Origin of the sequence: Pseudarthrobacter sp. P1, from assembly GCF_050156935.1 — a bacterium.
Lineage (GTDB): Bacteria > Actinomycetota > Actinomycetes > Actinomycetales > Micrococcaceae > Specibacter.
In genome coordinates, this window is record NZ_CP189584.1 from 3,481,917 (window position 1) to 3,504,299 (window position 22,383).

Annotated in this window: 18 protein-coding genes, 3 tRNA genes and 1 pseudogene; 9 read left to right on the forward strand and 13 right to left on the reverse strand. The window is 68.8% G+C overall.

Features of this window, described 5'->3' with window-relative positions:
- Positions 1 to 275 precede the first annotated feature (275 nt).
- Positions 276 to 1,007, forward strand: a complete 732-nt coding sequence (locus ACQCSX_RS16470) for a FadR/GntR family transcriptional regulator (protein WP_427016339.1) — start codon at positions 276 to 278, stop codon at positions 1,005 to 1,007.
- A gap of 146 nt (positions 1,008 to 1,153) precedes the next feature.
- Positions 1,154 to 1,561, forward strand: a complete 408-nt coding sequence (locus tag ACQCSX_RS16475; protein WP_427016340.1) for a GNAT family N-acetyltransferase — start codon at positions 1,154 to 1,156, stop codon at positions 1,559 to 1,561.
- A gap of 167 nt (positions 1,562 to 1,728) precedes the next feature.
- Here ACQCSX_RS16475 and ACQCSX_RS16480 read toward each other — a convergent pair.
- Positions 1,729 to 1,801 (reverse strand) — tRNA-Arg (locus ACQCSX_RS16480).
- 163 nt (positions 1,802 to 1,964) lie between these two features.
- A tRNA-Arg gene (locus tag ACQCSX_RS16485) sits at positions 1,965 to 2,037 on the reverse strand.
- 272 nt (positions 2,038 to 2,309) lie between these two features.
- Here ACQCSX_RS16485 and ACQCSX_RS16490 point away from each other — a divergent pair.
- Positions 2,310 to 4,136 (forward strand): phosphoenolpyruvate carboxykinase (GTP), encoded by a 1,827-nt coding sequence (locus tag ACQCSX_RS16490; RefSeq protein ID WP_427016341.1) that lies wholly within the window; start codon positions 2,310 to 2,312, stop codon positions 4,134 to 4,136.
- 186 nt (positions 4,137 to 4,322) lie between these two features.
- Here ACQCSX_RS16490 and ACQCSX_RS16495 read toward each other — a convergent pair.
- The 5 genes and pseudogenes from ACQCSX_RS16495 to ACQCSX_RS16515 all read right to left on the reverse strand — a co-directional run bounded on the left by ACQCSX_RS16495 (position 4,323) and on the right by ACQCSX_RS16515 (position 9,256).
- Positions 4,323 to 5,412 (reverse strand): annotated as a pseudogene (locus tag ACQCSX_RS16495) (IS630 family transposase).
- Positions 5,413 to 5,532: 120 nt separating this feature from the next.
- Positions 5,533 to 6,726 (reverse strand): globin domain-containing protein, encoded by a 1,194-nt coding sequence (locus ACQCSX_RS16500; RefSeq protein WP_427016342.1) that lies wholly within the window; start codon positions 6,724 to 6,726, stop codon positions 5,533 to 5,535.
- Positions 6,727 to 6,833: 107 nt separating this feature from the next.
- On the reverse strand, positions 6,834 to 7,283 hold the full coding sequence (locus tag ACQCSX_RS16505) for an RrF2 family transcriptional regulator (RefSeq protein ID WP_427016343.1): 450 nt from the start codon (positions 7,281 to 7,283) through the stop codon (positions 6,834 to 6,836).
- A 35-nt stretch (positions 7,284 to 7,318) separates the two neighbouring features.
- Positions 7,319 to 7,792, reverse strand: a complete 474-nt coding sequence (locus ACQCSX_RS16510) for a hypothetical protein (protein ID WP_427016344.1) — start codon at positions 7,790 to 7,792, stop codon at positions 7,319 to 7,321.
- Between the two features lie 27 nt (positions 7,793 to 7,819).
- Positions 7,820 to 9,256: a phosphomannomutase/phosphoglucomutase gene (locus tag ACQCSX_RS16515; protein WP_427016345.1), complete on the reverse strand. Its 1,437-nt coding sequence runs from the start codon at positions 9,254 to 9,256 to the stop codon at positions 7,820 to 7,822.
- A gap of 70 nt (positions 9,257 to 9,326) precedes the next feature.
- On the opposite strand from ACQCSX_RS16515, the gene ACQCSX_RS16520 reads away from it, so the two are divergent.
- On the forward strand, positions 9,327 to 11,483 hold the full coding sequence (locus ACQCSX_RS16520; protein ID WP_427016346.1) for a RecQ family ATP-dependent DNA helicase: 2,157 nt from the start codon (positions 9,327 to 9,329) through the stop codon (positions 11,481 to 11,483).
- Between the two features lie 121 nt (positions 11,484 to 11,604).
- Here ACQCSX_RS16520 and ACQCSX_RS16525 read toward each other — a convergent pair whose 3' ends face one another.
- Entirely contained in the window at positions 11,605 to 12,363 is a 759-nt protein-coding gene (locus ACQCSX_RS16525) for an SDR family NAD(P)-dependent oxidoreductase (RefSeq protein WP_427016347.1), read from the reverse strand.
- On the reverse strand, positions 12,364 to 13,275 hold the full coding sequence (locus tag ACQCSX_RS16530) for a fumarylacetoacetate hydrolase family protein (RefSeq protein ID WP_427016348.1): 912 nt from the start codon (positions 13,273 to 13,275) through the stop codon (positions 12,364 to 12,366).
- Positions 13,276 to 13,487: 212 nt separating this feature from the next.
- On the opposite strand from ACQCSX_RS16530, the gene ACQCSX_RS16535 reads away from it, so the two are divergent.
- From ACQCSX_RS16535 to ACQCSX_RS16555, 5 genes are read left to right on the forward strand one after another with little or no spacing between them, the layout of a single operon-like run.
- Positions 13,488 to 14,810 (forward strand): enolase C-terminal domain-like protein, encoded by a 1,323-nt coding sequence (locus ACQCSX_RS16535; RefSeq protein WP_427016349.1) that lies wholly within the window; start codon positions 13,488 to 13,490, stop codon positions 14,808 to 14,810.
- A gap of 9 nt (positions 14,811 to 14,819) precedes the next feature.
- Positions 14,820 to 16,112 carry an alpha-L-fucosidase gene (locus ACQCSX_RS16540; protein WP_427016350.1) on the forward strand — a complete coding sequence of 431 codons (1,293 nt, stop codon included), beginning with the start codon at positions 14,820 to 14,822 and terminating at the stop codon, positions 16,110 to 16,112.
- A 3-nt stretch (positions 16,113 to 16,115) separates the two neighbouring features.
- Complete coding sequence (locus ACQCSX_RS16545; RefSeq protein ID WP_427016351.1) at positions 16,116 to 16,430, forward strand: L-rhamnose mutarotase; 315 nt, start codon at positions 16,116 to 16,118, stop codon at positions 16,428 to 16,430.
- Positions 16,427 to 17,386: an aldo/keto reductase gene (locus tag ACQCSX_RS16550; protein ID WP_427016352.1), complete on the forward strand. Its 960-nt coding sequence runs from the start codon at positions 16,427 to 16,429 to the stop codon at positions 17,384 to 17,386. The genes ACQCSX_RS16545 and ACQCSX_RS16550 overlap by 4 nt, the downstream gene beginning before the upstream one ends.
- Positions 17,383 to 18,288 (forward strand): amidohydrolase family protein, encoded by a 906-nt coding sequence (locus tag ACQCSX_RS16555; protein ID WP_427016353.1) that lies wholly within the window; start codon positions 17,383 to 17,385, stop codon positions 18,286 to 18,288. Before ACQCSX_RS16550 ends, ACQCSX_RS16555 begins: the two co-directional genes overlap by 4 nt.
- A gap of 54 nt (positions 18,289 to 18,342) precedes the next feature.
- On the opposite strand, the gene ACQCSX_RS16560 is transcribed toward ACQCSX_RS16555, so the two are convergent.
- The 4 genes from ACQCSX_RS16560 to ACQCSX_RS16575 form a co-directional block, all read right to left on the reverse strand.
- Entirely contained in the window at positions 18,343 to 19,014 is a 672-nt protein-coding gene (locus ACQCSX_RS16560) for a FadR/GntR family transcriptional regulator (protein ID WP_427016354.1), read from the reverse strand.
- A gap of 143 nt (positions 19,015 to 19,157) precedes the next feature.
- Complete coding sequence (locus tag ACQCSX_RS16565) at positions 19,158 to 19,802, reverse strand: hypothetical protein (protein WP_427016355.1); 645 nt, start codon at positions 19,800 to 19,802, stop codon at positions 19,158 to 19,160.
- A 174-nt stretch (positions 19,803 to 19,976) separates the two neighbouring features.
- A tRNA-Ser gene (locus ACQCSX_RS16570) sits at positions 19,977 to 20,064 on the reverse strand.
- A gap of 121 nt (positions 20,065 to 20,185) precedes the next feature.
- Positions 20,186 to 22,357, reverse strand: a complete 2,172-nt coding sequence (locus ACQCSX_RS16575) for a prolyl oligopeptidase family serine peptidase (protein WP_427016356.1) — start codon at positions 22,355 to 22,357, stop codon at positions 20,186 to 20,188.
- Between the last annotated feature and the right edge of the window lie 26 nt (positions 22,358 to 22,383).

Consider the following 22,383-nt stretch of genomic DNA (forward strand, 5'->3'; position numbering starts at 1 on the left):
TTCAGGTTGCGAATCGGTTACGGAGTACACAAGCACACGACACCGTGTGACAGGTTTACTGGGGAGTAACCTCCAGAGGTACCCCTGGCCCGAATTGTCGGGGAGCGGCGGGTGCGCCACATCTATATTAGTCGTGGGACATCCGATATCATATGTGCTAGATCACGTTTTTTGCGGACCGGATTCTTGGGGCAACTTTACACCGCGCGTGTGTGTTGCCCCCGGGCCCGCAAGGCCCGAATTTTCCCAGGCACGCAGCCCACTAAGGAGTACCGATGACAGCATCGACAGCCGCACCGCAGGCACGCTTCAGTGCCCAGGCCCGTTTGAGGGCCCTGCAGTCGGACATCATGGAGCTCATCCTTGACCGTGAGCTCGAAGCCGGCGATCCGCTGCCCACCGAGAGCGAACTCTCGCTGGCCCTGGGCGTCGGGCGCAACACGCTGCGCGAATCCCTCAAGGTGCTCCAGGCGCTGGGTGTCATCGAGATCCGCCACGGATTCGGCATGTTCGTCGCCCCGAGCAACTTTGACGCCATGGCCGATGGTCTGACCTTTCGCGGCCGGCTGTCGCTGCGCCACCAGGGCCTGGAGGCCCAGCAGCTGGTGGACATCCGGCAGGCGCTGGAGTCGGGGCTGATCGGCAGTTCCATCGCCGTCATCACGCCCGGGCAGCTGGCCGGCATCGAGGCCGCCGTGGTCAAGATGGAGACGCTGGCCCAGCAGGGGGAGATGTTCACCGAGGCCGACGCCGAGTTCCACTCGCTGCTCTTCGAGCCGCTGGCCAACGACCTCTTGATGAACCTGATGACCGTCTTCTGGAAGGTCTACCGCAAGATCCACACGGAGATCGGTGCCGGCGACGCCGACCTGGTGGGCACCGCCGCCACGCACCGTGCCATCTTTGAGGCCGTGAAGGCCAAGGACAAGGCGCTCGCCTCCGAGCTGCTGGCCCGCCACTTCGATGGCATCCGCCGCCGCATCACCGAGGTGGTTGGCGCGCCGTAGCGCCAGCCGCCCCCAGCGTGCCCGGCCCCGCGCCGGACGCCAACAGCAACGGCCGGCCCCGCGCCGGACGCCGGCTGCCAACGCCGCCGCCATGTCCACGCATGGCGGCGGCGTTTTTTGTGCCCCGCCGTGGAACCATGGGTGCCATGGAGGGGATGCGGATTGCCGCCGAGCGGGACGCACAGGGCTCCACCGTGCTCCGGGCCGTCCGCGGTGCGCACGAATGCGGCTCCGTGGTGCTGGCTGCCGCGGGGGAGTCCGCGGCCTGGCCGGCGGCCCTCGTGCTGCGCGATCTGCGGGTGGACCCCCCATGGCGCCGCCGCGGCCTGGGTGCCGCGCTGGTGGCCGCCGTGGAGGAGCTGGCGGCCGCATCGGGTGCCGAGCTGCTGGTGCTGGAGGTCGACACCTCAAATGCCGCGGCCGCGCGGCTCTACGCCTCCCGCGGCTGGCTGCCGGTGGGGGAGCCGAGCGCCTACAGCTATACGTCGCTGGACGACGGCGGCGCCGCCTCGGTGGTGGAGGTGTCCCGCCAGACCTGGGCCAAGGCCCTCTGAGCCGTGGGCTGCCCGCTCCGTACCGTACCGTGTTGCGCAGCGGTGGCCCTGAAGAGTGCGCAGGAGCATCCCCTGCGCACAGTCGAGGCCGGACCCTGCGCAGGACGGTACGCTGCGCAACGAAAAAGCCCGCCTGATCTTTCGATCCAGCGGGCTTTTCCGGCAAGTGCGCGCGAAGGGATTCGAACCCCCAACCTTCTGATCCGTAGTCAGATGCTCTATCCGTTGAGCTACGCACGCATATTTTGTTTTCGGCTTTTTGGGCCGGGAACAACTGTAGCGTATTTTTCGCCCGCCGTTTTCCACCAGTCTCCGAAGGACGCCATGTCCGCCCAGGATGCGCGCCCCTGGCGCAACGAAAAAGCCCGCCTGATCTTTCGATCCAGCGGGCTTTTCCGGCAAGTGCGCGCGAAGGGATTCGAACCCCCAACCTTCTGATCCGTAGTCAGATGCTCTATCCGTTGAGCTACGCACGCATATTTTGTTTTGCTTTTGGCTCTCAAGCCGGAAATAACTCTAACCCGATTCGCCCGGCAGGACAAATCCGGTGCCGCGTGAGCCCGGCCACACTAGACCGGTCTACGTGAGATAGATCACATAATTTGGACACGATGAAGCGGATAATCGGCGGAATTCCGGTGTTTTCGACCGGCGCCCACCGGGGAGATCCTATCTCCTGGCCCGAGAAATCGCCGCAAGACGCCCCTACATTTGAAACACACCACCTGACCCACTGAAGGGAAACACAATGGGCCACGCATCAGCGCAGCAGATAGTCGACCATGCACCGACCACGCACCGCCGTCTGGCAGCCTGGGTTGCCGAGGTTGCGACGCTGACCCAGCCGGATTCCATCCACTGGGTGGACGGTTCCGAGGCGGAAAACCGCGCCCTGACGGACGCCCTGGTGGCGGCCGGCACGCTGGTGAAGCTCAATGACGACCAGTTCCCCAATTCCTTCGCGGCGTTCTCGGACCCCAAGGATGTCGCACGTGTCGAGGAGCAGACGTTCATCTGCTCCAAGAACGAGCGCGACGCCGGCTTCACCAACAACTGGATGGAACCGGCCCTGATGAAGGCCAAGCTGGACGGGCTCTTTGCCGGCTCCATGCGCGGCCGCACCATGTACGTCATCCCGTTCGTGATGGGCCACCTTGACGCCAAGGACCCCAAGTTCGGCGTCGAGATCACCGACAGTGCCTACGTGGTGGCCTCCATGCGCATCATGGCCCGCATCGGCACCGATGTGCTGCGCCGGATGGAGGAGCTGGATGCCTTCTACGTCCCCGCCCTGCACTCCGTGGGCATGCCGCTCGAGGACGTCCAGGCCGACGTCGCCTGGCCGTGCAGCGACGAGAAGTGGATCGTGCACTTCCCCGAGGCGCGCTCCATCTACTCCTTTGGCTCCGGCTACGGCGGCAACGCGCTGCTGGGCAAGAAGTGCTACGCCCTGCGCATCGCCTCGGTGATGGCGCACGACGAGGGCTGGCTGGCCGAGCACATGCTCATCCTGAAGCTGACCTCCCCGGCCCAGAAGACCTACTACGTCTCCGCGGCGTTCCCTTCCGCCTGCGGCAAGACCAACCTGGCCCTCCTCGACCCGACCATTGACGGCTGGAAGGTGGAGACGTTGGGCGACGACATCACCTGGCTGCGCTTCGACGAGGCCGGCCAGTTGCGCGCCATCAACCCGGAGTCGGGCCTGTTTGGCGTGGCCCCGGGCACGGGCTGGCACACCAACCCGAACGCCATGCGCGCCATCGCCAAGGGCAATTCCATCTTCACCAACGTCGCCCTGACCGACGACGGCGGCGTGTGGTGGGAGGGCATGACCGAGGACGTGCCCGCGCACCTGACCGACTGGCAGGGCGAGTCCTGGACTCCCGAGTCCGGCGAGCCGGCCGCGCACCCGAACTCGCGCTTCTGCACGCCGATCGACCAGATCGACATGATCGCCGACGAGTACACCGACCCCGAAGGTGTGCCGATCTCGGCCATCCTGTTCGGCGGACGCCGCAAGACCACCATTCCGCTGGTCACGCAGTCCCGCGACTGGACCAATGGCATCTTCATGGGGTCCACGCTGTCCTCTGAGACCACGGCTGCCGCCGCGGGCGCCGTCGGCGTGGTGCGCCGCGACCCGATGGCCATGCTGCCGTTCATCGGCTACGACGCCGGCGACTACCTCAAGCACTGGATCGCGCTGAGCAAGAATGCGGACCAGGAGAAGCTGCCGAAGATCTTCCTGGTGAACTGGTTCCGCCGCAAGGCCGATGGCTCCTTCGCCTGGCCCGGATTCGGCGACAACTCCCGCGTGCTCAAGTGGGCCATCGAGCGCATCGAGGGCACCGCCGAGGCCGTGGAGACGCCCATCGGCTTTGTCCCCGCCCCCGGTTCGCTGGACATCAGCGGCCTGGACATGACCGAGGCCGACGTCGCCGAGGCCGTCAAGGTGGACGCGACCGAGTGGGAAGCGGAGCTGGACAGCATTGACGAGTGGTACCGTCGCTTCGGCAGCTCGCTGCCGGCGGAGCTGCTCAACGAGCTCGAGGGCCTCAAGACCCGCCTGGGCTGACCACTCCCCATACCGGTCTAGACCACTAAGAGGCGGCGGCGGAACCTTTGGTTCCGCCGCCGCCCTCTTGCGTGGCTGGAGATATGACGTGCGGGCCGGAGCCTTCTCATTCACAGCGTCCGTGGGTCGCCTGTGAACGACCCCTTGGCTATATTGGCCCTCGCCGTCCCCAACTAGTGTAGTGTCTCAGTTTTGCTTGACGGCTTGGAGCGCAACCCGGCCACGAGCCACTTTTTCCAGGATCGACTCCGCATCCGCGGTCCACACCAAAGGCTTCGGGTCGGCATTGTTCACCTCGATGTATTCCTCGATCTTCGCAATCAAATCAGGCACTGAATGAAAGACCCCACGGCGTAGCGCCTTCTCCGTCAACTCCCTGAACCACCGCTCCACCAGGTTCAACCACGAGGATGAGGTCGGGGTGAAATGCAGGTGGAACCGTGGGTGTTTGGCCAGCCACGCCTTCACGTTCGCATGCTTGTGCGTCGCGTAGTTGTCGATGACCAGGTGGATCTGAAGGCCGGCCGGGACTTCCTTTTCAATGGTTTTCAGGAACACCAGGAATTCATCGTGGCGGTGCTTGGGAACGCAGGAGCCGATGACCTTTCCGGTTGCGACCTCCAGGGCCGCGAAGAGACGTGGTGGTTCCGTTGCGCTTGTAGTCGTGGGTCATCGTCCCGGCCCGCCCCCTGGTCATCGGCAACGACGGCTGGGAGCGGTCCAGGGCCTGGATGGAGGTCTTCTCGTCCATGCAGAACACGATCGCGTTCTCCGGTGGGTTCAAATACAGTCCGCACACGTCGATGAGCTTTTCCTCGAACTTCGGGTCCGTGGAGAGTTTGAAGGTCTTCACCAGATGCGGTTTCAACCCGCGGGCAGACCAGATGCGTTGCACCTGCGCCGGGGAGACCCCGGTCTTCGCGGCCATGGTGCGCACCGACCAATGCGTGTGTCCCTCAGGCTTTGAGTTCTGTGTCAGCTCAACGATTTCGTCGATCGTCGACTGCGGGATCACCGGTTTGCGTCCCCGCCCGCCACGCACCTTCCCGAGCTTGGTCAGGCCTTCCTCGGCGAAGCGGGTACGCCAGGAGCGCACCGTGCCCGGGGTGATGCCCACCACCCGGGCGATCCACTCGTTGGCCAGGCCCTCGGCGGCCATCAGCAGAACCTGCGCCCGCTGCACCTCCCGGTGGGAGGCCACCTGGGATGCGGCCAGCGCTTCCAGGACGGTGCGCTGGGCGTCGGTAAGGGCCAGGGCGGGTGCTGGATTCGACATGATCCCAGCCTAAACCCAAAGTCATTAACTATTTTGGAGACACACCACTAGGTGACAGTTATCGCACGTTCCGGGCCTTGGAACGTGCGATAACTGTCACCTAGTTGGGGGCGATTGTGGCTAGTTGGTTCCGACCAGCCACAGGTCCGGGCCGAACACCTCGTAGTGGATGTTCGCGGCGGGAATGCCGGCGCCGAGGGCCTCGCTGCGGATCTTCTTCATGAACGGCAACGGGCCGCAGACATACACCGATGCGCCGGCGGGCAGCTGGAGGTCCTGCAGGGACATGAACCCGTGGTGCAGGCTCCCGGGGGTCTCCTGCGGATCAAGGGCCGGCTCCTCCAGCCAGAGCCGCAGGCTGGCGCCGTCGAGGCTGCGGATGTCGGCGCTCATCTGCTCGCGCAGGGCCCAGGCCGCAAGGTTCTTCTCCGCATGCAGCACCATGACCTCGCGGTCCGAGTCCTTGCCGGCCAGCGAGCGCAGGGCCGAGGCCGAGGGCGTGCAGCCGATGCCGGCGGTCGCGAAGACCAGCGGTCCGTCGCCGTCGTCGAGGGTGACATCGCCGTACGGGTTGGACAGTTCCAGGACATCGCCCACGGCCACGCTGCGGTGCAGCGCGGGGGAGACCTCGCCGCCGTCGTCCAGCTTGGTGGTGAAGACGCGCCGGCCGGTGGACTCCGCGTCGGCGGAGAGCGTGTACTGGCGGCACTGGCGCAGACCGTCGGACAGCGCGACCTTGACGGTCACAAACTGGCCGGGTAGCGCGGCCGTGGCAGGGGTATCGTCGGCCGGTTCCAGCACGAACGTCATGCTGCCGGTGCCGGCCGGGTTCTTTTCCACCACCGTCCACGGCGTCCACATCTTGTCGTTGGCTTGGCGTGCGTACAGGCCCTGCTCGATGGCGATGAGCGCGTTGGCCATCAGCCAGTAGACCTCCGTCCAGGCCTCGGCGATCTCGGCGGTGATGACGTCGGCGAGCTCCTCGGCAATGGCGGCAAAGAGGTGCGTGTAGACAATCTGGTACTGGTCGGCGGTGATGCCCAGCGAGGTGTGCTTGTTGGCGATGCGGCTCAGCATGGCCTCGGGGACCAGGTCGGGGTTGGCCACCAGTGCGCCGGCAAAGGCCGCAATGGAGCCGGCCAGGGCCTTCTGCTGCTCCCCGTTGTTCTGGTTCGCCCGGCTGAACAGTCCGTCCAACAGCTCCGGGTGGGCCGCAAACAGGCGGCGGTAGAAATTCGGTGTGATGGCGCCCAGGCGCGCTCCGACGAGCGGCAGTGTGGCCTCGATGGTGGGGCGGGACTTCTCGGAAAGCATCGGTACTCCTTGGCTGGAAGTTGCTCGGTTCCTCCAAAGTAGCATTTAAAATGCGCATTTAAATCCAAACTTCTACACTTCGTAGAAAAAGTGTTGAAGCGGCGGGGTCAGCCGGCCGGCCGTGTGGCCAATGTCACGGCCACGGGGCCGGAGCGGCGCGGCCGGGCGAGGCTGGAGACGGCAACCGGGTCAAGCTCGGCATAGAACGCCTCGCGGGCCCGTCCCAGCGCCCCGCGCAGCCCGCAGCCGCCGATCAGTGGACAGTCGCCATTGGCCGCGTGGCATTCGGCCACATCCTCGCGTTCGTCGAGGGCCCGCAGCACGCTGCCGACGGTCACGGTGAGTCCGGCGGCGTTGATCCGCACACCCCCGGCCCGGCCCCGGACGGCGTCGACCAGGCCGAGGTTGCCCAGCTTGAGCACGGCCTTGCTGACGTGGTTGTACGGCGTGCCCACGGCACCGGCGATGTCCTTGGTGGTCAGCAGCTCCGCACCCGGGTCCGCGCACAGCACCATGAGCACGCGCAGGCACACATCGGAAAAGGCATTGATGCGCATGGATCAGCCGCCCAGCTTTCCCGACGGAGGAGGCGTCACTGCCAAACGAGCTTCTCGCCGGGCTCCCAGATGGGGTCGGCGAAGGTCCAGGCGCCATCCTCGGAGGGCGTGTACGACTGCACAGCGGCGATGGAGACGCCGGCGCTGTGCTCGGCCACCACGTGGATGGCGTCGGTGGACTCGTCCGGCAGGTGGATGTCGCAGACGACGGCGGCGGCGCGGTTGCTCCCGCGCTGCTGGCGCAGGATCTCGTACAGGTCGGCGATCATCTCGTCGGCATCCAGCTCCGGGTCCCCGCCGTCGACGTTGTCCGCGGAGGGGTCCGCGCTGGGGCCCACGGCCACCAGCCGGACTTCGCCGTCCTCGGCCACCACCAGTGCCACGGGCAGGAAGGCGCCGTGCTCCTCCAGCTGCTCCTGGGCCAGGGCGAGGGCGGTGCCCACCAGCTTGTTCAGGTCCTCCTGGATGAGTTCTTCGGTCAGCTCGGTCTGCGGGGCCGGCTCAGTCATGGTGTTTTCTTCTTTCGGTGTCAATGTCTAGGCGCGGACAAGGGCCAGCACGGCGTCGCGGAGCTCCACCATGGTGGGGGCGTCCACGGCCTCGGCGTTCAGGCGCAGGAACGGCTCGGTGTTGGAGGCGCGCAGGTTGAACCACCAGTCGCCGTTGTCGGCGGCGAACGTCAGCCCGTCCATCTCGTCCACGCTCACGCCCTCGCGCGCGTAGGCCGCGCGGACGCGGCCCACGGCGGCGGGGACATCGGCCAGCTTGGAGTTGATCTCGCCGGAGGAGATGTAGGGCTCGTATTCGCGGCCGAGCCCGGACAGCGGGCCGTCCTGCTCGCCCAGGGCGGCCAGGACGTGCATGGCGGCCAGCATGCCGGTGTCCGCGTTGTAGAAGTCGCGGAAGTAGTAGTGCGCGGAGTGCTCGCCGCCAAAGACGGCGCCCTCCTCGGCCATGACGGCCTTGATGAAGGAGTGGCCCACACGGGTGCGGACCGGGCGGCCGCCATCGGCGGTGACCAGCTCCGGCACGGCGCGGGAGGTGATCAGGTTGTGGATGACCACGGGGGTCTCCTCGCCGGCGGCCTTCGCCCGGGCGATCTCGCGCCGGGCCACCAGGGCCGTCACGGCGGAGGGGGAGAGGGGGGCGCCGAGCTCGTCGATGACAAAGCAGCGGTCCGCGTCGCCGTCGAACGCCAGGCCGATGTCCGCGCCATGGGCGACGACGGCGGCCTGGAGGTCGCGCAGGTTTTCCGGTTCCAGCGGGTTGGCCGGGTGGTTCGGGAAGGAACCGTCGAGCTCGAAGTAGAGCGGCACGATCTCCAACGGCAGGGCCGGGAGCAGCGTGCCGCCCAGCACGGCGGGGGTGGTCATGCCGGCCATGCCGTTGCCGGCGTCCACGACGATCTTCAGCGGGCGGGAGCCGGAGAGGTCCACCAGGGAGCGCAGGTACTGCGCGTAGTCCTTCAACACGTCGTGCACGCCGATCGCCCCGGGGCGGATGCCCGCAGCCTCCGTGTCGGGGAGACCCTCGTCGAGGTAGGTCTGGGCCAGGGCCCGGATGTCCTCCAGCCCGGTCTCGGAGGACAGCGGCACGGCACCGGCCTTGGCCATCTTGATGCCGTTGTACTCGGCCGGGTTGTGGCTGGCGGTGAAGACCACGCCGGCGGCGTCCATCGAGCCGCAGGCGAAGTAGAGCTCATCGGTGGAGATCAAATCCAGCAGCACCACCTCCGCGCCGCGGGCGGTGGCGCCGGCGGCAAAGGCCGCGGCGAAGTCGGGGGAGGAGGGGCGCATGTCCCCGCCCACCAGCACGCGCTCCCCGGACAGCCCCAGGACATCCACGAAGGCGGCACCCACGGCCTTGACCGAGGTGGCGGTGATGGTTTCGCCCACGATGCCGCGGACGTCATAGGCCTTGAAGGATTCCGAAAGGTCAATGGTGGTGTTCTCTGAGCTGCTCACACCCTCCATCGTACCGGGGGTTATCCACAGACCCGGCGACGCTCGGGTGGGTGTCAGCCCCGGCTGGGATACTGGATGGATGACCCAGCCTGCTGCCACCACCCAGAACGCCACCGACACAACCTCCACCTACGGCCAGGCCCTGGACGTGCTGCGCCGCCTGGTGGGCCGGGAGGATGCCAGCTTCCATGACGGCCAGTTCGAGGCCATCGAGGCCCTGGTCGACGGCGGCAAGCGGGCCCTGGTGGTCCAGCGCACCGGCTGGGGCAAGTCCGCCGTGTACTTTGTCTCCTCCCTGCTGCTGCGTGCCCGCGGCGCCGGTCCCACGCTGATCGTCTCCCCGCTGCTGGCACTGATGCGCGACCAGGTGGCCGCCGCCGAGCGCGCCGGTGTGCGGGCCATGGCGATCAACTCCGCGAACGCCACCGAGTGGGATCTGGTGCGCGAAGCCCTGGAGGCGGACGAGGTGGATGTGCTCCTTGTCTCCCCGGAGCGGCTGACCAACCCGGCCTTCCGCGAAAACCAGCTGCCGGCGCTGATCCGGCGCACCGGGCTGCTGGTGATCGACGAGGCCCACTGCATTTCCGATTGGGGCCACGATTTCCGCCCCGACTACCGGCGCATCGCGGACCTCATCGCGCAGCTGCCCGGCACCGTCCCGGTGCTGGCCACCACCGCCACCGCCAACTCCCGCGTGGTGGCGGACATCGAGGAACAGCTCGGTGCCGGCGTCTTCACCATCCGCGGCGCGCTGGCCCGCGAATCCCTGCGCCTGGGCGTGCTCCGGCTCTCCGATTCCCGCGACCGGCTCGGCTGGCTGCTCACGCACCTTTCGGACCTGCCCGGCAGCGGCATCATCTACACGCTGACGGTGTCCGCGGCGGAGGACACCGCGCGGCTGCTGGCCTCCGCCGGGCACAAGGTGCTCAGCTACACCGGCCGCACGGACCCGATGGACCGCGAATCCGCCGAACAGCAGCTCAAGGACAACCAGGTCAAGGCGCTCGTGGCCACCAGCGCCCTGGGCATGGGGTTCGACAAGCCGGACCTGGGCTTCGTGATCCACCTGGGCGCGCCGTCGTCGCCGGTGGCCTACTACCAGCAGGTGGGCCGTGCGGGCCGTGGCTCGGCCAACGCCGATGTCCTGCTGATGCCCGGGCGCGAGGACAAGGACATCTGGGCGTACTTCGCCACCGCGTCCATGCCGTCCCAGGAAAAGGCCGCCGCCGTGCTCCAAACGCTGGCCGACGCCGGCAAGGCGCTCTCCACGATCGCGCTGGAGGCGCGGGTGGACCTGCGCCGCACCCCGCTGGAGCTGCTGCTGAAGGTGCTGGCCGTCGACGGCGCCGTGGAGCGGGTGGGGGGCGGCTGGCTGTCCACCGGCCGGCCGTGGGTGTACGACGCCGAGCGCTACGGGCGGATTGCCCAGGCCCGGGTGGACGAGCAGGACTCGATGATCGACTATGAGCGCATGGGCGGCTGCCGGATGGAGTTCCTGGCCGCCGCGCTGGACGATGAGACGGCCGCCCCGTGCGGGCGCTGCGACAACTGTGCCGGGCGCTGGTTCTCCGATGCCGTCGACGGCGCGGCCGTGGCCGTGGCGGGGGAAACCCTCAGCCGGGCCGGGCTGCTGTTGGAGCCGCGGCTCCAGTGGCCCACGGGCATGGACCGCCTGGGCGTGCCGGTGAAGGGCAAGCTGGGGGCCGGCGAGCTCAGCGGCGGCGGGCGTGTGCTGGCCCGCATGACGGATCTGGGCTGGGGCACGGCGCTGCGGACGCTCTTCGCCGCCGAGGCGCCGGATGCCCCGATCGATCCGGGGATGCTGCAGGCCTGCGTGGCGGTGCTGCGGGATTGGGGTGTTGGCGGCTGGAGCGGCGAGGGCCGCCCGGCGGCAGTGGTGTCGATGCCCTCGCGCAGCAAGCCCCAATTGGTGCGTTCGCTGGCGGAGGGCATTGCGTCGGTGGGGCAGCTGCCGTATCTGGGCGAGTTGGAGCTGGCGTTTGGCGGCCCGTCCGGGCAGCGCGGCGGCAACAGCGCCTACCGGCTGGCCGGCGTCTGGGACCGCGTGGTGGTGGGGGAGGCCCTGGCCGCGGCCCTGCAGGAGGCGGCCGGCCGCCCGGTGCTGCTGATCGACGATCTCGTGGACAGCCGCTGGACCCTGACCATCGCCGGCCGCGCCCTGCGCCACGCCGGCGCCGGCCAGGTCCTCCCGCTGGTATTGGCACAAGCGGGCTAACACCGACCCGTGTCGCTTCGCCTCCACGCGGCCGCGGACGGCCTTGGTCGATCACCGAGGCCGTTCGGTGGTCGACCAAGCGCGCCCTGAGGAGCGCGTGGAGACGCTGCCCGGTCCGGACCTACTGGCCGGCGGGGCGCAGGCGCAGGGCCTGCATGCCGCCGTCGACGGCGATGGACGTGCCGGTGGTGGAGCCCGAAAGCGGGCTGGCCAGGTAGGCCACCGCCCCTGCCACCTCGTCCGCACTGACCAGCCGGCCGTGCGGCTGGCGGGCGTTCAGGGCGGCGCGCTCGGCGGCAGGGTCGTCGGCCGAATCGAGCAGCCGGCCGACCCACGGGGTGTCGGCGGTGCCCGGGTTGACGCAGTTGACGCGGATGCCCTCGCGCAGGTGGTCCGCGGCCATGGCCTGGGTCAGCGAGAGCACGGCGCCCTTGGTGGCGCTGTACAGCGCGCGCTGGGGCAGGCCCGCGGTGGCGGCAATGGAGCAGGTGTTCACGATGGCGGCGGCCGTGGACCGGCGCAGGTGCGGCAGCGCGGCGCGGCTCAGGCGCACCATGCCCACCACGTTGATGTCCCACACGCGGTGCCACTCCTCGTCGCCGTTGTCCTCCACGGTGCCCTTGGCGCCGATTCCTGCGTTGTTCACCACGATGTCGATGCCGCCCAGCTGCTCGGCGACGGCGTCGACGGCGGCGCGGATGGACGCGTCGTCGGAGACGTCGCAGACCAGGCCGAGCTGGCCCTCGGGGAGGTTCGACGGGTTGAGGTCCAGCACGGCCACCGAGGCGCCCATGCCCTGCAGCCTGGCCGCGATGGCCGCGCCGATGCCGGACGCGCCGCCGGTGACGATGGCGGTGAGCGAGTTCATTTCCGTGGTCATCTAGGCCTCCTGGCCGGTAGCTGTTGCTGCTGCGGCGGCCAGTCCGGCGCCGGCGCGGAAAAATTCCTGGCGCTGGCGGCCCAGACCCTCGATTTCGACCTCGACGACGTCGCCGTCCTGGATGTACGGGAAGCGGCCGGAGAGCGCCACGCCCTCGGGGGTGCCGGTGAGGATGACGTCGCCGGGCTCGAGCACCATGTACTGGCTCAGGTGGTGGACGATCGTGGGGACGTCGAAGATCAGGTCAGCGGTGTTGGAATCCTGGCGGGGCTCGCCGTTGACCCAGCTGCGCAGGCGCAGGTTGCCGGCGTCGACGTCGGTGGCCGGCACCAGCCACGGGCCCAGCGGGGTGGACTTGGGCAGGGACTTGCCCTTGGTCCACTGGCCGGCGGCGCCGGGGAGCTGGTATTCGCGCTCGGAGAGGTCGTTGGCGACCACATAGCCGGCGACGGCGGCCGCGGCCTCCGCCAGGGAGGCGGCGTAGCTGAGTTCGGAGCCGATCACGATGCCCAGCTCCACCTCCCAGTCGTACTTGGCGCTGCGCGGCGGGATGGGGGCGGCGTCGAACGGGCCGGCCACCGTGTTGTTCGGCTTGAGGAACACCACCGGGATCGTGGGCGGCAGCGCGCCGGACTCGGCGGCGTGCGCGGCGTAGTTCATGCCGATGCAGACGACGTTGTTGGGCCGGGCGATGGGGCTGCCCTGGCGCAGGGATTCGGCACCCTCAAGCACCGGCAGGGTGCCCGCTTCAAGGGCGGCGCGCAGGGCGGCAATGCCGCCGCCGGCCAGGAAGGCTCCGTCAATGCTGGCGGTTACGGAGCTGGCGTCGTAGGCGCGCTCCGTGCCGGTGGCGTCTTGGGCGAAGACGGCGGGGGTCTCGCTCCCCGGCGCTCCGAGCTGTGCAATCTTCATGGGGAAGCCCCTTTCAACCGATTCATACGGCGGTGTACTGGTGGTCCGGTGTGGCTCGGCTCGGATAACATCTGAGCTTTGACGTCACTTTACCCCCAATTCTAGGCCACAACCCGTCATTGACAAGTGAAACATCGGATGTTTATCTTGAGGGAGTTGGTGGCTGCCGCGGCAGTGCACCGTGCCGACACCAAACCCCAGGGAGCCATCCAGTGAGTACAGTCATCGCTGTCGAGACCAGTGACGTTCGTTTTCCAACATCGCGCCACCTGGACGGCTCGGATGCCATGAACCCGGACCCGGACTATTCCGCCGCATACCTGCGCATCCGCACCGACGCCGAGGACGGCCTGGAGGGCCACGGCTTCGTCTTCACCATCGGCCGCGGCAACGACGTCGAGACGGCGGCGATCACCGCGCTGGCCCCGTACCTGATGGGCCGCAATGTGGAGGAGCTGCTGGCTAACATGGGCGCCACCTACAAGGAGCTCATCAACGATTCGCAGCTGCGCTGGCTCGGCCCGGAGAAGGGCGTCATGCACATGGCCATCGGCGCCGTCGTCAATGCCCTGTGGGACCTGAAATCCAAGCGGGCCGGGCTGCCGCTGTGGCAGCTGCTGGGTTCCATGAGCCCCGAGGAACTGGTGGAGCTGGTGGACTTCCGCTACCTCTCCGACGCCCTCACCCCCGAGCAGGCGCTGGAGATCCTGCGTGCCGCCGTGCCGGGCCGCGCCGAGCGCCAGGCCACCCTGCTGGCCGAGGGCTACCCGGGCTACACGACGACGCCGGGCTGGCTGGGCTACTCGGACGAGAAGCTGACACGGTTGGCGCACGAGGCGGTGGCCGACGGATTCAAGCAGATCAAGCTCAAGGTCGGCGCCGATCTGGCGGACGACATCCGCCGGGTGCGCGCCGCCCGCGCCGCCGTCGGGCCCGACATCAAGATTGCCGTGGATGCCAACCAGCGCTGGGACGTGGACGCCGCCATCGAGTGGATGAAGCACCTGGCGCCGTTCGACATTGCCTGGATCGAGGAGCCCACCAGCCCCGACGACATCCTGGGCCATGCGGCCATTGCCCGCGGTGTGGCGCCGATCCCGGTGGCCACCGGGGAACACGTGCAGAACCGCGTCGTGTTCAAGCAGATGCTCCAGGCGAAGTCCTTGGAGGTGCTGCAGATCGACGCCGCGCGCGTGGCAGGCGTCAACGAAAACGTGGCGATCCTGCTGTTGGCCGCCAAGTTCGGCGTCCGGGTCTGCCCGCATGCCGGCGGCGTGGGCCTGTGCGAGGCCGTGCAGCACCTGTCCATGTTCGACTTCGTGGCGGTGTCGGGCACCAAGGAGGATCGCATGATTGAATTTGTGGACCACCTGCATGAGCACTTCGTCACCCCCATCGACGTCCACGACGGCTGCTACTGGCCGCCGCTGGCGCCGGGTGCGGGCAATGAAATGCATGCGGCCTCGATTGAGGAATACAGCTTCCCGCACGGTGCCGCCTGGCGCGAGGACGCCCTGGCCGGCATCCCGGCCTAAGGTTCACTGATGACGGCAACGATTGACCACGCACCCTGGTTCACCCAGGCGCGGCTGGGCATGTTTGTCCACTGGGGCCTGTACTCCCTGCCCGCGCGGCACGAGTGGGTGATGAACCGGGAACGGATCTCCGTCCCCGACTACGCCAAATACTTCGAGCGCTTTGAGCCGGACCTCTACGATCCGCGCGAGTGGGCCCGGGCGGCCAAGGCGGCCGGGATGAAATACGTGGTCCTCACGGCCAAGCACCACGAGGGCTTCTGCCTGTGGGATTCGGCCCTGACGGACTACAAGGCCACCAACACCCCCTGCGGCGCCGATCTGATTGAACCCTATGTCGAGGCGCTGCGCGAGGCGGGGCTGAAGGTGGGCCTGTACTACTCGCTGATCGACTGGCACCACCCGGACTTCACCATCGACGCCGTGCACCCCGAGCGCGGCAACCCCGAGGCGGCGGCCCTGAACGAGGGCCGCGACATGGCCCGCTACCGGGCCTATCTGCACGGCCAGGTGCGCGAGCTGCTGACCAACTACGGCCAGATCGACTACCTGTTCTTCGACTTTTCCTACTCCGAGGGCGAGTACGCCCAGCAGTTCCCCGGCAAGGGCAGGGCGGACTGGGGCTCGGAGGAGCTGCTGGCTCTGGTGCGCGGACTGCAGCCGGGCATCGTGGTGAACGACAGGCTGGACCTGCCGGGCGATTTTGCCACCCCGGAGCAGTACCAGCCCGCCGGCCCGGTGCTCTCCGGCGGCAGGGAAGTGCCCTGGGAGGCCTGCCAGACGCTCAACGGCAGCTGGGGGTATGACAGGGACAACCTGGACTACAAATCCGCCGACCAGCTGGTGCGCATGCTCATCGACGGCGTCGCCAAGGACGGCAACCTGCTCCTGAACGTGGGCCCCACCGCACGCGGCGAGATCGACCCCCGCGCGGGCGAGGCACTGGCCGGGATGGGGGAGTGGATGCGGGTCCATGCCCGGTCCATCCATGGCGCGGGCGCCGTCGACCTGGTGCCCCCGCCGGACTGCCGCTACACGCGCCGGGGCAACCGGCTCTATCTGCACCTGTTCGCCTGGCCGTTCCAGCACGTCCACCTGGCGGGCCTGGCCGGCAAGGTGGCCTATGCCCAACTGCTCAACGACGCCTCCGAGATCCGCATGGTGGAGCTGGACCCGCACCAGCAGGCCGGCAACATGACCCAGGCCGGCCAGGCGCCCGGCACCCTCACCCTGACCCTGCCGGTGCAGCGGCCCAATGCCGCGGTGCCGGTGGTTGAACTTTTCCTGACCGAAGGAGACTAAGAGATGGCCCAGACCATTGCCCTGCACACCCGGCTCAAACCGGGCAAGGAGGCGGAGTACGACGCCGTGCACGCGCGGATCAGCGACGAGCTGGATGCCGCGCTGCGCGCGGCGGGCGTGGCCAACTGGCGGATCTGGCGCAGCGGGCGCGAGCTGTTCCACCTGGTGGAGGTGGCGGACTACAGCGCCATGCGCAAGGAACTCGCCACCCATCCGGTGAACATCGCCTGGCAGGCGCTCATGAGCGAGCTCTTGGAAGTTGAAGACGACTATTCGGGCAACGATCTGGGCCTAGCGAAGGTGTGGGAACTGCCATGACGGAACTGACAACGCTGGGATTCGGCGCCGCCGGCATCGGCAACCTGTACCGCGCCGTTTCCGATGAGATGGCAGCGGCCACCGTCGAGGCGGCCTGGGACGCGGGCATCCGCTACTTCGACACCGCCCCGCACTATGGCCTGGGCCTGTCCGAGCGGCGGCTGGGCGCCGTGCTGGCCACCAAGCCGCGCGGCGAATTTGCCATCTCCACCAAGGTGGGCCGCGTGCTGGTGCCCAGCGCAAATCCCAGCGGTGCCCTGGACGCGGAGGGCTTTGCGGTTCCGGCCGACACGGTGCGCCGCTGGGATCCCAGCGAGGCGGGCATCCGGCGCAGCATCGAGGACTCGTTGGAGCGCCTGGGCCTGGATTCCATCGACATCGCCTACCTGCACGATCCGGACGTCTACGACCTCCAGGCCGGCATTTCCCAGGCCCTGCCGGCGCTGGAGAAGCTGCGTGCCGAGGGGCTCATCACCCAAATCGGTGTGGGGGCCAACTCCGCCGACGCTCTGGCCGCCTGCATCCGCGGGGCGGACCTGGACCTGGTCATGCTGGCCGGCCGCTACACGCTGCTGGAGCAGCCGGCCCTGGCCGAGCTCCTGCCGCTCTGCGAGGAGCACGGCGTGGGTGTTGCCAATGTCGGCGTCTACAACTCGGGCCTGCTGGCCCGCCCCGTGGTGCCGGCCGATGCTCACTACAACTACGTGCCGGCCCCGGCCGCCATCCTGGACAAGGCCCGCGCGCTCGCCGCCTGCTGCAATGAATTCGGTGTGGACCTGCCGACGGCGGCACTGAAGTTCAGCTTGCGGCACCCCGCCGTGCGCACCGTCGTCGTCGGCGCTGCCACGCCGGAACAGATCAGCCAGACGGCCGAGCGCATGGCAGCCACCGTCCCGGACGAACTATGGGAGGCGCTCGTCGCCCGCGGCCTGCTGCCCGCCGAGGTCTGTGCGTGAACCAGCCCGGTGCCGTTCCGGCCTCCGTGCCGGACGCTGCGACGGCCGCCGTGCCAGCACCCGGGGAGCGGGTGGACGCCCACCTGCACCTGTGGCGGCTCGAGCCGGGCCGCTATGCGTGGTTGGGGCCGGAGCATGGCGTGCTGTACCAAAGCTTTGACGCCGCCGAGGCCTGGACCGAGCTGTCGGCCGTTGGCATCACCCGGGCCATCCTGGTCCAGGCCGAGGACTCAGCGGCCGACACCGAGTCCATGCTCGCGGCGGCTCAGGCCAATCCGTGGATAGCCGGCGTCGTGGGCTGGATCCCGCTGGACGACCCGGCCGCCGCGGCCGGCGCGTTGGATTTGCTCCTGGAGCGTCCGGCCTTCGCCGGCATCCGGCACTTGGTCCACGACGACCCCCGGACGGGGTTCCTGGCCCTGCCGGAGGTCCGCGAATCGCTGGCCCTGCTGGCCCGCGCGGGGGTCCCGTTCGACGTCCCCAATGCCTGGCCCGGGCATCTGGCCGACACCGTGGACCTGGCTGCGGAGCTGGAGGGGCTGTGCGTGGTGGTCGACCATCTGGCCAAGCCGCCGGTGGAGCCGGCGGACTTTGCCGCCTGGGCCGCGCAGCTGCGCCGCTTTGCCGACCTGCCCAACGCCGTCGCCAAGGTCTCTGGGCTGCACCAGGCCGGGCGCCCGTATGAGGCCGACGCGCTGGCCCGCATCTGGGACCTCGCGCTGGAGGTCTTCGGCCCCGGGCGGCTGATGTACGGCGGAGACTGGCCGGTCAGCCTGCTGGGCGCCCCGCACGGGCAGACCCACGCCGTCCTGGCGACGTTGATCGACTCGCTCAGCGGCGCCGAAGCGGTCCAGATCTGGTCCGGAACGGCCCGCCTCGTCTATGCGCAGGCGAACTGGTAGGTGCTGGGGGTGCGGTGGCCATGGCCGCTGGACCGTGCCGCGGGGATCTGTTCTCTATAGGGCCTGGCGGAGCCACTGCTCGACGCCGGAGATGTGCACCGTCAGCAGGGCCCGGGCCAGGTCCGCATCGCCGCGCTCAAGCGCATCCGCGATGGCCGCGTGCTCGGAGAGGGTGCGGGAGACGGCCTTTTCCTGCGTCAGTCCGCGCCAGATGCGGGCCCGCACGGTGTTGGAGGAGAGTCCATCGAGCAGGCTGGCCAGGTAGGAGTTCTCGGCCGCCGCGGCGATCTGGCCATGGAACACCAGATCGTGGTTGACCAGTTCCTCTACGCTGGTGTCCTCGCCGACGTCGGCCATGGATCTGCGCAGGGCGGCCAGCTGCTCCGGGGTGATGTGGCGGGCGGCCATGGCGGCGGCGGCCGGCTCCAGGATGCGGCGGACCTCGAAGATCTCCAGCACCGACTTGTCCTGGTGCAGGTCCACGATGAAGGACACGGCCTCCGTCAGCAGCGCCGGCTCCAGGCTGGTGACGTAGGTGCCGTCGCCGCGGCGCACATCCAGGACCCGGATGATCTCCAGGGCCTTGACGGCCTCGCGCAGCGAACTGCGGGACAGGCCCAGCTTCTCGCTGAGCTCCTTCTCCGGCGGCAGCCGGTCCCCGGCCGAGAGCTCGCCGGCGAGGATCATCTCTTTGATCTTGTGGATTGCTTCATCGGTGACGGCCATGGGACAAGTTTATTGGTCTGATGTTTGTTCATGGTGCAGGCGCGTCGTCCCGGTGGTTTCGGTGGTCGAGCGAGACCCCGACGGCCGGCGGCGCTGGTCAGGTATGCGCTCGTCTCACGGGGTTTCGGCTCCGCAAGCTCCGCTCAACCGCCGGAAAGGGTGCCCAGGGCGCGGCTGTACATTTCCGGGTCGAGGCGGGTCGCCGTGGACACCGCCAGATGCCGGCGGGTGATGCGCCGGGCGTAGAAGCCGCGGTAGGGCAGCGTGACGACGGTGTCCAGCCCACCCCGCCACGCCTCGATCAGCGCGGGCAGGGACAGGCGCTCGGGGGTTTCCTCCACACGGTGGGGCTCGGGGATGGGGTGCAGGGAATTCTGCCACGGTCCGTAGGCGTCCCTGTCAATGCCCGCATCGCCGTACTCCGCCTGCCAGAAGGGCGGGACCAGGGGATGCAGCGGCTGGCCGGGGACCGACAACGAACGCATCAGCTCCTGCGTCGGAAGGTGGTCAGGGCGCCACGGCCTTGGTTCCGGGATCCCGTACCAGTCCCAGGCACGCTGCCACGCCACGGCCCAGCGGGCGCTCCATTCGTCCAGGCTGGCTGTGGCCGGCGGGGCGGACGTGCCGGGATCCGGCACCGGGTCCAAGGCGGGCACATCGACGTCGTCGGCGATGCCCCAGGCGCTGCGGATGTACAGCAGCTGGCAGATATGGAAAGGGCCCTCGTCCACGGAAATGACCATGTCGTGCGGCCAGGGGTTCCCCGGCCTCGGGTGCAGCAGTCTCATGAGGTCCCCGCTCCAGTCTGGTTGCGTGGCTCCATCCTCGGCCAGAACCGTTCGGCGGGGAAGGCCTCCGGACGCGGTGGCTGGGGACACGCTCGTCGTGCCGGGTTTCGGCAGGCTCAACCAGCGGCGTTTCCCGGGTACGCAAAAGGCCCCCTCCGAAGAGGGGGCCGGACGCGGAGACGGGGGGATTTGAACCCCCGGTGGAGTTGTGCCCCACACTTCATTAGCAGTGAAGCCCATTCGGCCGCTCTGGCACGTCTCCAGGTGCTGGTTCCGGTAGAAGCCCGAAACCAGCTTCCATAGATTATCTAGAAACCGGTGCACAAAGCAAAACGGCGGTGGACGGCCATGTTCTGTGGCGCCCCGGCCGGCGGCATTGCTGCTCAGGCACCGCTTCCGGCCAGCACCCGCCAGAGGAATTCGTGCGACGCCGAGTGCAGCCGGGCGCCCTGCCGGTTGTCCGTGGCGCCGGCGTGCCCGCCCTCCAGCGACTCGTAGAACCACAGCCCGGGCACGCCCATGGCCTCCATCCGTGCGGCCATCTTGCGCGCCTGCACCGGCCCCACGCGGTCGTCCGACGTGGCGGTCCAGATGAACGCGGCCGGGTAGTCCACGCCGTCGCGCAGCAGGTGGTACGGCGAGAACGTCTGCACGAACTCCCAGTGCTCGGGCAGGTCAGGGTTGCCGTACTCGGCGATCCACGAGTACCCGGCGGAGAGCTTGGTGTAGCGGCGCATGTCCAGCAGCGGCACGCCGCAGGAGACGGCGCCGAAGAGCTCCGGATAGCTGGTGAGCATATTGCCCACCAGCAGGCCGCCATTGCTGCGCCCCTCGCAGCCCAGATGCGCGCGGCTGCTCACGCCGCGGCGGGAAAGGTCCGCGGCGACGGCGGCGAAGTCCTCGTAGGCGCGGTGCCGGTTTTCCTGCAGGGCGGCCCGATGCCAGCCGGGGCCGTATTCGCCGCCGCCGCGGATGTTGGCCACCACGTAGACGCCGCCGCGCTCGCGGCCCTCGACGGCGGCGCGGCGCTCCAGCCAGGTGCGGCCGGTGGCGCCGCTGTAGCGCGGGGCCAGTGAAGTCTCGAAGCCGCCGTACCCGCTGAGCAGCGTGGGGTTGCCGCCGTCGAGCACCAGGTCCTTGGACGCGATCTGGAAGTAGGGCACGCGCGTGCCGTCGGCGGAGACGGCGAAGTGCTGCTGGACCTCGTACGGGTCAGCGTCGAAGAACGACGGCGAGCGCCGCACCAGCTCCGCCGGAGCGTTGCCCGATGCACCGGGGGAGAGCGTTCCGCGGTACACCGAGGACGGCGTCAGGAAGCCGGTGGCGATGAGCCAGTAGTCGTCGCCGTCCTCGTCGTCCACGGCGTAGGCGTCCACCGAGTGCAGCGGCGGGCAGGCGTCCAGCTCCGTGGCGGCCCAGCCCGCGGCGGGGTCCAGGACCAGGATGGCGGAGGAGACGTCGCGCAGCAGGTTCAGCAGGAGGTAGTTCTCCGTCCAGCTCCAGGACTGCAGGGCGGTGTGCGCATCCGGGGTGAAGAGCGTGTGCAGGGTGCGCTCGCCGGCCAGGAAGGCCTCCAACGGCGCGGCCAGCAGGGACCCGGCCGGGTGGACGGCGCCGTCGAGCTCCCAGTCGGTGCGCGGGCGCAGCACCAGCCACTGCCGGTGCAGGGAGACGTTGACGTCGTCGGGGACAGGGATGTGCACCCACTCGGCGCCCACGCGCAGGTAGGAGCGGCTGGCGTAGAAGTCCAGGATGTCGTAGGCCACGTCCCGCTCGAAGCCGGGGGTGCTGTCGTGGATGGCGCCGCCGCTGAGGTGGTCCGCCGGCACCTCGAAGTACGGCTCCGCGTCGGCCAGATCCTGGCCACGGCGCAGGATCCGCGAGCTGCGCGGGTAGGAGGAGGTGGTCAGCGTGCCCGGGCCAAAGTCCGTGGCGACGTACAGGGTGTCCTCGTCCAGCCAGTCCAGCCGGGTCTTGGCCGCGGGGACCGCGAAGCCGCCGGGCACAAAGGCCTTGGTGGACAGGTCGAACTCGCGGTGGGCCGCGGCATCGCCGCCGTCGGGGGAGAGCGCCACCATCGCCAGCCGGTATTCCTGGCCCTGGGCCGGGCGCAGCACGCTGGCGCCGGCCCACACCCATTCGGTGCCCTCCGCGGCGCACAGGGCATCGACGTCGAGCAGCACGTCCCAGGCCGGGTCGCCGGCGAGGTAGCTGTCCCAGTCGGTGCGGCGCCACAGCCCGCGCGGGTTCGCCTCGTCCCGCCAGAAGTTGTAGTACCAGTCCCCGCGCTTGGAGACCATGGGGATCTTGTCCTTGGAATCGAGCACCTCCAGCACGGAGGCCTCCAGCGCGCGGTAGCCGTCGGTCAGCAGGACGGCGTCGGTGCTGTCGTTGCGCGCGCGGACCCAGTCCAGGGCCTCGGTGCCGTAGATGTCCTCCAGCCAGAGGAACTCGTCCGCCGGTTCGGGGGCCAGGCCTCCGGACGGCGCGGACGGTCCGGACGGCGTGGAGTCGGTGGCGGGCTGGGCGGTGGCGGAATCGGTGCTGGACGTCATCCTTTCATCCTAGGCACCGGGCCGCG